General features: G+C 68.7%; 13 protein-coding genes. 7 read left to right on the top strand and 6 right to left on the bottom strand.

Annotated features, from left to right (window positions below; translation table 11 throughout):
* The first annotated feature begins 60 nt into the window (after positions 1-60).
* Both ASG69_RS00860 and ASG69_RS00855 read left to right on the top strand, forming a co-directional pair.
* Positions 61-705, top strand: a complete 645-nt coding sequence (locus ASG69_RS00860; protein WP_027504303.1) for an MBL fold metallo-hydrolase — start codon at positions 61-63, stop codon at positions 703-705.
* A gap of 31 nt (positions 706-736) precedes the next feature.
* On the top strand, positions 737-1,471 hold the full coding sequence (locus ASG69_RS00855) for an SIMPL domain-containing protein (protein WP_027504304.1): 735 nt from the start codon (positions 737-739) through the stop codon (positions 1,469-1,471).
* Positions 1,472-1,490: 19 nt separating this feature from the next.
* Here ASG69_RS00855 and ASG69_RS00850 read toward each other — a convergent pair whose 3' ends face one another.
* A complete protein-coding gene (locus tag ASG69_RS00850) occupies positions 1,491-3,149 on the bottom strand; it encodes an FAD-binding dehydrogenase (protein ID WP_056446693.1) in 1,659 nt (552 codons plus the stop codon).
* A gap of 64 nt (positions 3,150-3,213) precedes the next feature.
* On the opposite strand from ASG69_RS00850, the gene ASG69_RS00845 reads away from it, so the two are divergent.
* Entirely contained in the window at positions 3,214-3,819 is a 606-nt protein-coding gene (locus ASG69_RS00845) for a TetR/AcrR family transcriptional regulator (RefSeq protein ID WP_056446690.1), read from the top strand.
* A 12-nt stretch (positions 3,820-3,831) separates the two neighbouring features.
* Here ASG69_RS00845 and ASG69_RS00840 read toward each other — a convergent pair whose 3' ends face one another.
* Positions 3,832-4,413 (bottom strand): helix-turn-helix domain-containing protein, encoded by a 582-nt coding sequence (locus tag ASG69_RS00840; RefSeq protein ID WP_056446687.1) that lies wholly within the window; start codon positions 4,411-4,413, stop codon positions 3,832-3,834.
* Positions 4,414-4,478: 65 nt separating this feature from the next.
* On the opposite strand from ASG69_RS00840, the gene ASG69_RS00835 reads away from it, so the two are divergent.
* On the top strand, positions 4,479-6,041 hold the full coding sequence (locus ASG69_RS00835) for a bifunctional NAD(P)/FAD-dependent oxidoreductase/class I SAM-dependent methyltransferase (RefSeq protein WP_056446684.1): 1,563 nt from the start codon (positions 4,479-4,481) through the stop codon (positions 6,039-6,041).
* 9 nt (positions 6,042-6,050) lie between these two features.
* Positions 6,051-7,316 carry a 2-oxoadipate dioxygenase/decarboxylase gene (hglS, locus tag ASG69_RS00830; RefSeq protein WP_056446680.1) on the top strand — a complete coding sequence of 422 codons (1,266 nt, stop codon included), beginning with the start codon at positions 6,051-6,053 and terminating at the stop codon, positions 7,314-7,316.
* Here hglS and ASG69_RS00825 read toward each other — a convergent pair.
* The 3 genes from ASG69_RS00825 to ASG69_RS00815 form a co-directional block, all read right to left on the bottom strand.
* On the bottom strand, positions 7,296-8,033 hold the full coding sequence (locus ASG69_RS00825) for a DUF2334 domain-containing protein (protein WP_027504308.1): 738 nt from the start codon (positions 8,031-8,033) through the stop codon (positions 7,296-7,298). The two genes, hglS and ASG69_RS00825, sit on opposite strands and share 21 nt — an antisense overlap.
* Positions 8,034-8,094: 61 nt before the next feature.
* On the bottom strand, positions 8,095-8,595 hold the full coding sequence (locus ASG69_RS00820) for a glutathione peroxidase (protein WP_056446677.1): 501 nt from the start codon (positions 8,593-8,595) through the stop codon (positions 8,095-8,097).
* Positions 8,596-8,690: 95 nt separating this feature from the next.
* Complete coding sequence (locus ASG69_RS00815; protein WP_027504310.1) at positions 8,691-10,076, bottom strand: cation:dicarboxylate symporter family transporter; 1,386 nt, start codon at positions 10,074-10,076, stop codon at positions 8,691-8,693.
* Between the two features lie 157 nt (positions 10,077-10,233).
* On the opposite strand from ASG69_RS00815, the gene ASG69_RS00810 reads away from it, so the two are divergent.
* On the top strand, positions 10,234-11,787 hold the full coding sequence (locus ASG69_RS00810) for a sensor histidine kinase (RefSeq protein WP_027504311.1): 1,554 nt from the start codon (positions 10,234-10,236) through the stop codon (positions 11,785-11,787).
* Positions 11,780-12,499, top strand: a complete 720-nt coding sequence (locus ASG69_RS00805; protein WP_037184018.1) for a response regulator — start codon at positions 11,780-11,782, stop codon at positions 12,497-12,499. The genes ASG69_RS00810 and ASG69_RS00805 overlap by 8 nt, the downstream gene beginning before the upstream one ends.
* A 1-nt stretch (position 12,500) precedes the next feature.
* Here ASG69_RS00805 and ASG69_RS00800 read toward each other — a convergent pair whose 3' ends face one another.
* Positions 12,501-13,394: an alpha/beta hydrolase gene (locus tag ASG69_RS00800; RefSeq protein WP_056446674.1), complete on the bottom strand. Its 894-nt coding sequence runs from the start codon at positions 13,392-13,394 to the stop codon at positions 12,501-12,503.
* Positions 13,395-13,418: the final 24 nt, after the last annotated feature.

Raw genomic sequence — 13,418 nt, 5'->3', positions numbered from 1 at the left:
CCAGCAGGCACTTTACCCAGTCCCGAACCGCTCCACGAATCCGGCGCATACTGGGGAACCATGGAGCTGACTCACTTCGGACATTCGTGCATTCAGGTGTCGATGGCGGGATCGACGGTGCTGTTCGACCCCGGCGCCTTCTCTCACGGGTTCGAGGGCATCACCGGCCTCGACGCCATCCTGATCACGCACCAGCATGCGGACCACGTCGACACCGATCGGTTGCCGGCGCTCCTCGAAGCCAACCCCGACGCGGCGCTGTACGCGGACCCGCAGACGGCCGACCAGCTCGGAGATCGGTGGACCGCCGTGAACGCGGGAGACGTCTTCTCCATCGGGGGCGTCCAGGTGACGGGTGCGGGCGGCACGCACGCGACGATCCACCCGGACATCCCGCTGATCGACAACATCGCGTATCTCCTCGGCACGCCGGAACAGCCCGGGCAGCTGATGCATCCCGGCGACTCGCTCTTCGTTCCCGACGTGGAGATCGACGTGCTGGCACTTCCCGCAGCGGCCCCGTGGATGAAGATCGGCGAGGGCATCGACTTCCTCCGCGCCGTCTCTCCGCGACTGGCCGTTCCCATCCACCAGGCCATCGTCGCGCCGGACGCGCGCGGCATCTACTACGGCATGCTGTCGGGCCTCGCGGGCGAAGGGACGGAGTTCCGCGCCCTGGAGGAGGAGACGGGCACGTCGCTCTAGACATTCCCGGACCGTCGTGGACACTGACCCGATGACGTGGACCAGGAGTACCTCGAAGGTCATCGGATCTGCCGCCCTGCTGGCCGTCGTGGCGGCGACCGCGGCATGCGGGACCGGGGAGTCCGGTGCGTCGGCCACCGACACACCGCCGGGGATCTCCGTGTCCGGGGTCGGCGAGATCCAGGGCACCCCGGACACTCTCACCGCTCAGATCGGTGTCGAGACGACGGCGGACGACGTGACGACGGCGATCGACGAGGCGAACACCGCGGTGACTGCGGTGACCGAGGCGATCGCCGCTGCCGGAGTGGACCGCGCGGACATCCAGACCCGGCAGGTGTCCATCGACCCGCAGTATGCCGACGGGTTCGGGGGCGGAACCTCCACGATCTCCGGCTACCGGGCGTCGAACATCCTCGGTGTGACCGTGCGCGACCTGTCGCGAGCGTCGGCGGTGCTGGGCGACGCCACCCGCGCAGGTGGGAACGCGACCCGAGTGTCCGGCGTGTCCTTCCGCATCGACGACGATTCCGACCTCATCGCCGACGCTCGGTCACGGGCATTCGCGGACGCTCGCGACCGAGCCGAGCAGTACGCGTCCCTGGCGGGAAGCGATCTCGGCAAGGTCCTGTCGATCACCGAGAACATCACCGGCCAGGAGTCGGCGCCCAGCTTCGACAGAAGCTCCGTCTCGTCCGCGGTGCCGATCGAGCCGGGGCAGCAGACCGTCAGTGTCTCGGTGAACGTGCAGTGGGCGCTGGGATGACTCCCCGGCTGCAGTACACCTAGCGCCGCAGGGCGCGTCCCGCGGCGCGTCCGGAGAAGATGCACCCCCCGAGGAAGGTGCCTTCGAGCGAGCGGTACCCGTGCACACCGCCGCCACCGAAGCCGGCGACCTCGCCGGCCGCGTAGAGCCCCGGGAACGGCGTGCCGTCGGCTCGGAGCACTCGGGAGTTCAGGTCGGTCTGCAACCCGCCCAGCGACTTTCGCGTCAGAAGGTGCAACTTGACGGCGATCAGCGGACCCGCTGCGGCACGCCCGGTCTCGTCGAGCAGCTTGTGCGGTGTGGCGATGCGCGCCAGGCGATCGCCTCGGTAGTTGCGCGCCGCGTGGATCGCCGAGACCGAGAGGTCCTTGCTGAAGTCGTTGTCCATCTCACGATCTCGCGCGACGACCAATTTCTCCACGTCGGAGGCGTCGAGCGTGACGTCACCGATCTTGTTCATTCCGGCGACCAGTTCTGCCACCGTGTCGGCGACGACGAAGTCGACGCCCTTCTGCTTGAAGGCCTCGACGGGGCCGGGTGCGCCGGGACGGACTCGCTCGAGAAGCTTGCGCAGATCGCGGCCGGTCAGATCCGGATTCTGCTCCTGACCGGAGAGTCCGAACTCCTTCTCGATGATCTTCTGATCGAGGAGGAACCACGTGTAGTCGTGTCCCGTCGACACGATGTGTTCGAGAGTGCCGAGCGTGTCGAAGCCGGGGAACAGCGGCGCCGGTAGCTGCTGACCCGACGCGTCGAGCCACAGCGACGACGGACCCGGCAGGATGCGGATGCCGTGGTTCGGCCACACGGAGTCCCAGTTGGTGATGCCCTCCGTGTAGTGCCACATGCGGTCCTCGTTGATGATGTTCCCGCCCGCGGCACGCGAGATCTCCAGCATCCGACCGTCGACGTGCGCCGGTACGCCCGAGAGCATGTGAGAAGGGGTGCGGCCCATGCGCTTCGGCCAGTTCTTCTGCACCAGGTCCCAGTTGCCGCCGATGCCGCCGGAGGTCACCAGCACCGCGCCGGCCCGGATCTCGAAGTCCCCCACCACGGTGCGGGAGGACGTCACGCCGCGGGCGACGTCGGTCGGCTCCAGGACGGCGCCGCGTACACCGGTCGCGACACCGTCGGTCACCACCACTTCGTCGACCCGGTGCCGGAAGGCGGGGATCACGCTGCCGCGGTCGATACCGTCCCGCACGATGCGTTCGAAGATCTCCACCAGTCCCGGCCCGGTACCCCAGGTGAGATGGAATCGCGGCACGGAGTTGCCGTGGCCGGTGGGGCCGTAGCCGCCGCGTTCGGCCCACCCGACGACCGGGAAGATCTTCCAGCCGCGCTCGCGCAACCAGGAGCGCTTCTCCCCCGCCGCGAAGGCGACGTAGGCCTCGGCCCACTGGCGAGGCCACTCGTCCTCGGGACGGTCGAAGCCGGCTGATCCCATCCAGTCCTGCAGGGCGAGTTCGTAGGAGTCCTTGACGCCGAGACGACGCTGCTCCGGGCTGTCCACGAGGAACAGCCCGCCGAATGACCAGAACGCCTGGCCGCCGAGGTTCGCCTCGTTCTCCTGATCGAGCAGGATCACGCGCTTGCCCGCCTCGACCAGTTCCGCTGTCGCGACCAGTCCTGCGAGACCCGCACCGACCACGACGACATCGCACTCTCGTATCCCCATGACCTCACCGTATACGGCGAACCATGTTTTCGATACCGTCGGTATCGAGCGGTACTCTTCCCGAGTGAGCAGCGCCGAACCGAGCACCCGCCCCCCTCGCAGCGAGGTTCGCGAGCGGATCATCGCGTCCGCGATGACAGAGTTCGGTCGACGCGGGTACGCCGACGCCACCCTCGACGCCATCGCCGAGCAGGCCGGGTTCACCAAGGGCGCGGTCTACTCGAATTTCGGCTCCAAGGAGGGGCTGTTCTACGAGCTGATGGACCGGCAGGTGCTCGGTCGGGCGCGGATGTCGGTCGACCTGCTCGCCGAGCTCCCCTCCGACCTGCGGGAAGCCCAGCGCGTGCTGAGTACCCGTCTCACGGAGGCGATCTCGAACAATCGCGACTGGCATCTGCTGTTCATGGACTACTGGTCGAGGGCCCTTCGCGATCCCGAGGTGGGTGCCCGCTTCGCCGAGCACAGGGCGCAGCTCCGGGCGGCGGTCACCGACGCCGTCGTCAGCGTCACCGAGAGCTCCGGAGCGACGTTGCACGTTCCCGCGGAGTGGGTCACGTTCGTCATCCTGGCGCTCAGCAACGGTCTGGCCGTCGAGGAACTCGCCCAGCCGGGCATCGTGCCCCCGCAACTGATGGGCGAGGTCGTCGGGCGCCTCCTGCACATCCCCTGACCACGAAGGTCCTCAGCGCCCCGAATACGTCGCCTTCACGTGCATCCGTTCGCCCTGCGGTCCGAAGATTCCCAGGTACTCGACGGGCCGGCGGTCGGCGCTGCCGAACCAGTGCGGAAGGTGAGTGTCGAATTCGGCCACCTCACCCGGACCCAGCACCAGGTCCTGGTCGCCCAGGATGAGTCGTAGCTTCCCGTTCAGCACGTAGATCCAGTGATAACCCTCGTGAGACCCCAACCGCGGGTTCTCCTCGTAGCGATCTCCGGGGACGATCTGCTTGAACGCCTGCAGCCCGCCCGCCCGGCGCGTCAGCGGGACGACGGTGACGCCGTTCGTCGTGACCGGCGTGAACTGCACCCGCGGATCTCCGGTCTCGGGGGCGTCGACGATGTCGTCCAGGGGAACGTCGTACACCTTGGCCAACGGCAGCAACAGCTCGAGGCTGGGCTTTCGTTGCCCCGATTCGAGCCGGGAGAGCGTGCTCACCGGGATGCCCGTGCGTTCGGACACCGCGGCCAGGGTCACGTCCGCCGCGACGCGGAGAGCGCGCAGGCGCGGACCGATCGCACTGATCACACCGTCGAAGTCGTCCATACCTCATATTGCAGTTTCGGCAAATATGTTTGTCAAATCCGCAGACTCGGGCGCACAGTGTCCGCATGACCTCACACCACCACGTCGACGCCGACGTCATCGTCCTCGGCGGCGGGTCCGCCGGACTGTCCGCCGCACTCATGCTCGGCCGAGCCCGTAGGCGAGTCCTGGTTCTGGACAACGGAACTCCTCGCAACGCACCTGCCTCGCACATGCACGGCGTGCTGGGTCGGGACCACACCTCGCCGCTCGACTACCTGAAGAACGGCCGAGCCGACCTCGAGCGATACGACGTCACGATCGTCGACGCCACGGTCACCGCACTCGGCGGTCACGTCGGGCACTTCTCCGCGACCACGGACGACGGACGCGCCTTCTCGGCGCGGCGCATCGTGGTGACGACCGGACTCACCGATCTGCTCCCGCCCGTCGACGGTCTGGCGGAACGCTGGGGTCGGGACGTCGTGCAGTGCCCCTACTGCGACGGGTGGGAGATCCAGGATCACCGCATCGGCGTCCTGAGCACCGGGCCGTTCAGCATCCATCACGCCTCGATGTGGCGGCAGTGGACAGAGAACCTGACCTTCTTCACCGACGGCGGACCTCTGGCGGACGAGGACCGCGAGAAATTCACCGCGCGCGGCATCGAGATCGTCGAGCAGAAGGTCACCTCGGTGCTCACCGGGGAGGATCGCCTCCGTGCGGTCGGGTTGGCCGACGGGACCGAGGTCGCGGTCGACGCTCTCGCCGTGGGGCTGCGCTTCACCGCTCGCAGTGAACTTCTCGGATCGCTCGGCCTCACCACAGTGCCGCACGCGACCGGACTCGGCGACGTCGTCGAGGTCGATTCCTTCGGTGCCACCACCGTGGCGGGAGTGTGGGCGGCGGGCAACGTCACCGACCCGTCGGCCACGGTCATCGCCTCCACCGCGCAGGGAGCCCTCGCCGGCGCTCACGTCAACGCGAACCTCATCGCCGAGGAGTTCGACCAGGCGGTCCAGGCAGGGCGCCCCCGTCCGGCGTTGGACGGGCACTTCTGGGACGAGTTGTACCGGGAGTCGGACAAGCGGTGGAGCGGCAATCCCAACCCGACACTGGTCCAGTACGCGGAGCACCTCTCCCCCGGGCGCGCCGTCGACGTCGGATCGGGTGAGGGCGCCGACGCCGTGTGGCTGGCGGAACGCGGCTGGACCGTCACCGGCGTCGACATCTCCGAGGTGGCCGTCGAGCGGGCACGCGGACTGCACGACGGTGTGACGTGGCTGGCCAGGGACCTGCTGACCGACCCGCTGCCGCCGCACTCCACGGATCTGCTGACGCTGCACTACTTCGGCATCCTGCAGGACGACTCGACCGACGGACTCGCGCGACTGGTCGACACCGTCGCGCCCGGCGGCACGCTGCTCATGGTCGGCCACACCCCGTCGCCCGGACACCGCTGGGCAGGGTTCGATCCGTCGGACTTCCACAGCCCCCACTCCGTCGCCGAGTCCCTCGACCCCGCCGAGTGGACCGTCACGGTCGACGAGACGCGTCCACGACTGGTGGAGGCAGCACCCGGAACCCCCCACGTCTCCGACGACATCCTGGTGGCCGTCCGGGTGCCGGAACGGGTCGGACAGCGATAGCGTCGTCGCATGATCCCGGCGTCCGATCTCCGCGCTCGTTTCGCAGTCGCCCTCTCGGCGATGTACGGCCGTGAGGTCCCGGCGTACACGACGCTGGTGGAGGTGGCGACCGCGGTGAACGCGGACGTGGTGGCTCGCGAGGGTGCCGAGGCCGAGCGCCTCGGCACCCTCCACCGCGTCACGGCGGAACGGCACGGAGCCGTCCGGGTGGGGACCGTCGCCGAGTTGCGCGACGTGGCACGACTGTTCGGGGGGTTCGGCATGCACCCCGTCGGCTTCTACGATCTGCGTGACGCCGCCACCCCGATACCGGTGGTGTCCACGGCGTTCCGGCCCGTGGACTCGATCGAGCTGGCCCGCAACCCGTTCCGGGTGTTCTGCTCCATGCTCGTCGTCGACGACCGCAGATTCTTCACCGCCGATCTGGAGCAGCGACTCTCGACCGCACTCGAGGCGCGCACGCTCGTCCCGCCCGACCTGGTGCGCCTCGCGGTCCGTGCCGCCGAGGACGGCGGGTTACCGGAACCGGAGGCCACCACGCTCGTCGACGGCGCCGTCGCCGTCTTCGAACTCGGCACGGAGCCCGTCGATCGCGCCTGGTACGACGAGCTCGAAGCCGTGTCGTCGGTGGCCGCGGACATCGGCGGGGTGTCGTCGACGCACATCAACCACCTGACGCCGCGGGTGCTCGACATCGACGACCTGTACCGCCGCATGGCCGAGCGCGGTATCGAGATGATCGACCGGATCCAGGGACCCCCTCGGTGGACCGCGCCGGTGCTGTTGCGCCAGACATCGTTCCGAGCTCTCGCCGAACCTCGACTCTTTCGCGACGCGTCCGGTGCCACGTTCTCCGATCGGCTCCGCGTCCGCTTCGGTGAGGTGGAGGCACGGGGCGTCGCCCTCACCCGCCGCGGCCGGGAGGTGTACGACACCGCGATGGCGCGGGTGGACGGCCTCTCCGACGAGGCCGCTGCCCGGGAGTGGGCGCAGCACTTCCCCGGCACCGATCAGGAGATGGCGGAGCGCGGACTGGCCTACTACCTTCGCACGCCGGACGGGCTCGAACCCGTTGTCTACGAGGACTTCCTGCCCGCGTCCGCCGCGGGCATCTTCCGGTCGAACCTCACCTCGGACGGCGCCGTGGACACCGATGCCGAGGGAACGAGCTGGTCGGCGGAGTCCCTGTCCGAGGCCCTCGGGATGCCGATCGCGGATCCCTACGACCTGTACGACGCGCAGGTCGCGGCCGGGTCAGGCGACAGCGGTGCGTGAGCGCGGAACCCACTCGTAGCGGGCCGACGTCGCACCGTGGAAGCGCGCCAGGTCCACCGCGTCGAGCATGGCGGCACGGGGGCCCGGACGGCCGAGCTGCTTGGCGCTCACCGACAGTCGCACCACGCCGCCGCGGCGAGCCGTACGGCCGGCACCCATGACGAGCGCGCGGCACCACCACGGTTCCGTGGACCCGGGCTCCCAGACGTAGCCACCGGATCCGGTGCCGAAGCCCTCACCGATACCGTGGACCCGACCGCGCACCGTGGTTCCCCGCTCGAGGTCCTGGATGCCGGCGAGCCCGGCGAAGACGCGGAACCCGACCGTGGGAAGGGCGGACACCGCACCCGGTGAGGCGACCCAGCGGGGCGGTGCGAACACGCGGGTGCGCATGCCGATCTCCTCCATGACCCGGTCCGCGGCGCGCAACCGCAGCTGCGCCTCGTGAGCGGGGAGGGTCGCGAACTCGGCGCGACGCCGCTTGGTGGCCGCCTGGTCGTATCCGTGCAGGACCAGTGCGTCTCCGTGATCGCGGCGCATGCGCAGCCAGTCCTGCGTCTCGGTGTCGCGCGTGAGGCGGTACTTGTCCTTCAACCGCGGGGCCACGAGAAGCGACAACTCGATGTCGCGGCGATCCATCTCCGCGGCGAACTCGGCGGCGGCGTCGCGGGTCTCGTCGCGGATACCGGACACGGACACGATCAGACGTGCACTCATGAAGAAACCGTCGCACACCGAGGTGTACGACGGTCTCGTCCCGCGTGAACGCCGGGCGACGTCAGAGAGTCTGAACGGGCAGCACCTTGTCGATCGCCGCGAGAACCTCAGGGGCGTCCGGTTCGGTGCGGGGGCGGAATCGGCCCACGACCTCGCCGTCCGGCGAGACGAGGAACTTCTCGAAGTTCCACTGCACGTCTCCCGCGTTCCCCTCGGAGTCCGCGGTCTGCGTCAGGATCTCGTAGAGCGGGTGCCGGTTCTCGCCGTTGACGTCGACCTTCTCCATCAGCGGGAAGGTGACGTCGTACGTCGTGGAGCAGAACGTCTCGATCTCCTCGGCCGAGCCGGGCTCCTGGCCACCGAACTGGTTGCAGGGAACGCCCACGACCGAGAGTCCGCGGTCCGCGTACTCGCGGGCCAGCTTCTCCAGCGTCGTGTACTGCGGGGTCAGGCCACACTTCGAGGCGACGTTGACCACGAGCACCGCGCGGCCGCTGTACTCCTCGAGCGAGGTGGGAGCGCCGCCGAGAGTGCTGATGCCGACGTTCTGCAGTTCTGTCATGGGCTCACAGTACCGGCCGGTAACCCGTGAGCACGAGAGCGGGCGCACCCTCCCTGTGTGGAGGATGCGCCCGCTCTCGGTCGGTGCGTGCGGTGCTAGTTCTTCACGAGGTCGGGCTTGGCTTCCGGATCGCGGGCCTCTCCGTGCCCGTCGTCCACCATCGTGGTCTCGTCGAACGGGAGCTTGCCGGCGAGGACGTCCTTGACGCGTTCGTTGTCGATCGTCTTCGTCCAGGTGCCGACCAGCATCGTGGCGACGGCGTTACCCGAGAAGTTGGTGACGGCGCGAGCCTCGGACATGAACCGGTCGATGCCGACGATGAGGCCGATGCCGTCGAGCAGCTCGGGGCGGTGGCTCTGCAGACCACCGGCGAGCGTGGCGAGGCCGGCGCCGGAGACGCCGGCCGCACCCTTGCTGGCGATGATCATGAAGACGAGCAGCGAGATCTGCTCGCCGAGTCCGAGCGGGTTGCCCATGGCGTCGGCGATGAAGATCGAGGCCATCGTCAGGTAGATCGCGGTGCCGTCGAGGTTGAAGGAGTAGCCGGTGGGGACGACGACGCCGACCGTGGTGCGCTGCACTCCGACGTGCTCCATCTTGGCGATGAGGCGCGGCAGGGCCGACTCGGAGGACGAGGTGGCGACGATGAGCAGGTACTCACGGGCCAGGTACTTGACCAGCTTGAAGATCGAGACGCCGGAGACGAAGCGCAGGATCGTGCCGAGGATGCCGAAGACGAAGATGGTGCAGGTCAGGTAGAAGGCCAGCATGAGGGTGGCCAGCTGGACCACGGCCTCGAAGCCGGTGTCACCGACGACCTTGGCGATGGCGCCGAAGGCACCGATCGGGGCGAGCCACAGGATGCCGGCCAGGATGCGGAAGACGAGCTTCTGGATCGAGCCGATGCCGCGGAGGATGCCCTCACCCTGCTTGCCCATGGCCTGCAGGCCGAAGCCGACGAGCAGCGCGACGAAGAGGGTCTGCAGCACGCTGCCCTCGGTGAGCGACGACAGCAGCGACGTCGGGATGATGCCCTGGATGAAGTCGAGCGTGCCGCCGGCACCTTCCGCGGTCTCGACGAGCTTGCCGACAGCGCCGGAGTTCGGCTCGATGTTCAGGCCGGTTCCCGGCTGGATCAGGTTGCCGACCACCATGCCGATGGCGAGGGCGAAGGTGGACATCGTGATGAAGTAACCGAGGGCGAGGCCGCCGACCTTGCCGACGCTGGCCGCGGCCTTGACCGACCCGATGCCGAGCACGATGGTGCAGAAGATGACCGGGCTGATCATCATCTTGATCAGATCGACGAACATGGTGCCCAGCACGCCGAGGCTCGACCCGACCTCGGGTGCGACGAGACCGACGATGACACCGCCGATCACGGCGATGATCACGGCGATGTAGAGCCAGTGGGTCTTGTCCCGCTTCTTCTTGGGCGGCGGGGTCGCGTCGTACGGTTCGGCGTCGATGCTGGCGGTCATGGTTGTCCTTACGATCGTGGCGTGAGGTGGATCACGCTTGTCTGAATGGAATGGTGGTCCATGAGCGTGACCCGAGTCACCAATGAGTTCATTTCGTTCATGTGTACAGCGGTCACGCGCACGTCGTGAGCAGAACAGTCGAACCCGGAGGAACCCCGTGAGCAGCACGAACACCCGGCGTCGCCGCAGTGTGGCGCGGCAGCTCCTCGTCGGCCAGCTCGCGGTCGTGGTGCTCCTCGTGACGCTCGGCGGCGCTCTCGCCCTCGTCGACGCCCGCCGGGACAGCGACGAGAGCATCCGCCGGGAGGTCGTCGACATCGCCGTCTCGATCGCGACTGCCCCGTCCACGGTGACCGCACTCGCGAGTGCGGATCCCACAGCCGCGCTGCAACCGGTGACCGAGCGCGTGCGCATCGCGACGGGGATGGACTTCATCGTCGTCATGTCGCCCGACCGCACGCGTTTCACCCACACCACCACCGAGCTGATCGGCGGGCAGTTCACGGGCACGATCGACCGGGCGCTCGCCGGCGAGACGTTCACCGAGACGTACCGCGGATCTCTGGGACCGTCGATCCGCGCCGTCACGCCCGTGCTCGACGACGGCCGCGTCGTGGGGCTCGTCTCCGCCGGGGTCACCCGCCAGAAGATCTCCAGTCAGTTCGTCGCCGGGCTCCCGGCAGTCCTCGGCATCATCGCGGCGGCACTCGGCGTGGCCCTCGCGGCGTCCTATCTACTCAATCGGCGGCTCAGTCGTCAGACCCTCGGGCTCGCGCCCGACGAGCTGCGCAGCATGTACGAGCACCACGACGCCGTCCTGCACTCCATCGGCGAGGGGCTGGTGGTGTGGGGCGACGACTCGGAGGCGGAGCTGGTCAACGACGAGGCGCGGCGGCTGCTGGACCTGCCCGAGGGTCCCGTGACGCGCGAGCGCCTTCCGGAATCGCTGCGCGGACTGGGCGACACCGCCGTTCGCGACGAGATGCACCTGACGACGACGCGTGTCCTCGTGGTGACCCAGGACCCCGTCCTGCACGGGTCCCGCCGGCTCGGCACGGTGACCGTGCTGCGCGATCACACCGAATTGCAGCGTGTCATGGGCGAACTCGACTCGATGACGTCCTTCGCCGAGTCGCTGCGCTCGCAAGCGCACGAGTCGGCGAACCGTCTCCACACCGTCATCACGATGGTCGAACTCGGCCGCACCGAGCAGGCGGTCGAGTTCGCCACCCAGGAACTCGAGCTGTCGCAGAACCTCATCGACCGGCTCATGAGCACGGTGCAGGAACCCGCGGTCGCAGCACTGTTGCTGGGCAAGGTGAGCCAGGCCGCCGAGCAGGGCGTCGAGCTCACGGTCACCGAGGACACCGCCCTCACCGACACCGAGTCCTTCGACCGACGCGAATTGGTCACTCTCGCCGGAAATTTGATAGACAATGCGATCGATGCAGCGAAGCAGTCGGACGAGCCGTGGGTGGAGGTGACCGTGCGCGAGAGCGAGACGGACCTCGTGATCCAGGTGGCGGACAGTGGACCGGGAATGGACGCGGACGCCCTGGCGAGAGCACGGACCCGCGGTTACTCCACCAAGTCCGGCTCGCGGGGCCTCGGTCTCGCGCTGGTCACCCAGGTGGTCGAACGCCATCACGGGACCCTGACGTCGGAGACGACCTACGGATCGGTCGTCACCGCGAGCATCCCGCATGAGTGAGGCACCCGGTCCCGACGACACCACCATCCGCGTGCTGATCGTCGAGGACGAACCCCTGATCGCGGAAGCCCATTCGAGCTACGTCGGTCGTGTCCCCGGCTTCACCGTGGGTGCGATGGTGCACACCGCGTCGGGCGCCATGCGCGCGGCGTCCAAGGCCATCGCCGACGGGTCGCCGTTCGATCTGGTCCTGCTCGACATCGGGCTGCCGGACGCCAACGGCATCGACGTCGCCGCCGCACTCGGTGGACTGCGCCCCGGACCCGACGTCATCGCCATCACCTCCGAGCGCGACCTCGCCGTCGTGCGCAACGCCGTCGCGCACGGGGTGGTGCTGTACCTGCTCAAGCCCTTCACCTTCGCGGCGTTCCGGGACAAGCTGGAACGGTACGGCGAGTTTCGCAGCGCCCTGCGCGACGGCGAGTCGGCGGTGAGTCAACGCGACATCGACCGCGCCATGGCCTCTCTGCGCACCGCGGACGAGCGCGCCGCCTCCCCCAAGGGCATCGCTCCGGCGACACTCACCGAGATCTCGAACAGCGTGCGGGCACAGCCCGAGGGACTCGGGGCCTCCGAGGCAGCCAAGGCCGTCGGCGTCTCCCGGGTGACGGCGTGGCGCTATCTCGAACGGCTCGCCGACGACGGGCTCGTCGAGCGGCACACCGAGTACGGCAGGGCCGGACGGCCCCAGGTGCGGTACCGCTGGCGGTGAGTCAGCCCAGCGGGACCGTGCGCTCCAGGAACGCGATCTGATCGGCCACCACGTGCTCGAACGGGTCGCCGACATAGATCTCGAAGTGGCCGTACGGGTACACCTCGATCTGTCCGCGAGGCGCCTTCGCCGCATGGCGCAGGGTCGCCTTCGTCGGTGCGACGGTGTCCGGATCGCACACGCAGAACAGCACCGGCGCGGTGATCTTCTTCGCCGCCCGGCCAGGGAAGTACCGGGTGATGGCGAGTGCGAACCGAGCCGCCACCTCGTTGGAGAAGGCGGAACCGGGGGGCTGCAGACCGAGGTACCCGTCGAGCGCATCGGTGCTGGCCATCAGTGCGACACCACGGTGTTCCGCGGCGAGCGGCACCATCACGGGAGGCTTGCCCCGGAGCGATCCGACGATGTCCCGGACGGCGAGCGGGGTGATCCTGAGCGTCGTGCTCAGCGGCGTGGCCAGGGCCGACGCGAGCCCGTCGGTGAACGGGCACTGGGAGATCACCGCGGCGACCCGACCGTCTCGAGCGGCGGCCTCGAGGACGTGGCCACCACCGAACGAGGAACCCCACAGCACCACTCGGGTCGGATCGATCCCGTCGATCGTGCGGGCGTGCGCGATGGCCGACGCCCAGTCCTCGAGTTGGAGCCTGATGTCGAGGAGCTGCCGTGGCTCGCCGCCACTGGCGCCGAAGTGGCGGTAGTCGAACACCAGGCACGCGTAGCCGGCAGCGGTGAACCGTTCGGCGTACGCGTCGAGCCGCATCTCGCGGACACCGCCCAGACCGTGGGCCAGGACGACGATCGGCTGCCGCTCGCTCGGTGTGTCCGGACGGTACAGCCACGCCGCACAGGTGGCGTCCCCGGACACGAACTCGACATCACGACGTTCACTCACTGCGGCCCCCGACCGTCATTCGCT

The sequence above is a fragment of the Rhodococcus sp. Leaf225 genome (assembly GCF_001426145.1).
Lineage (GTDB): Bacteria > Actinomycetota > Actinomycetes > Mycobacteriales > Mycobacteriaceae > Rhodococcoides.
Note: the sequence above shows the minus strand (reverse complement) of the source record. Positions and strands in the feature narration are given on the sequence as shown.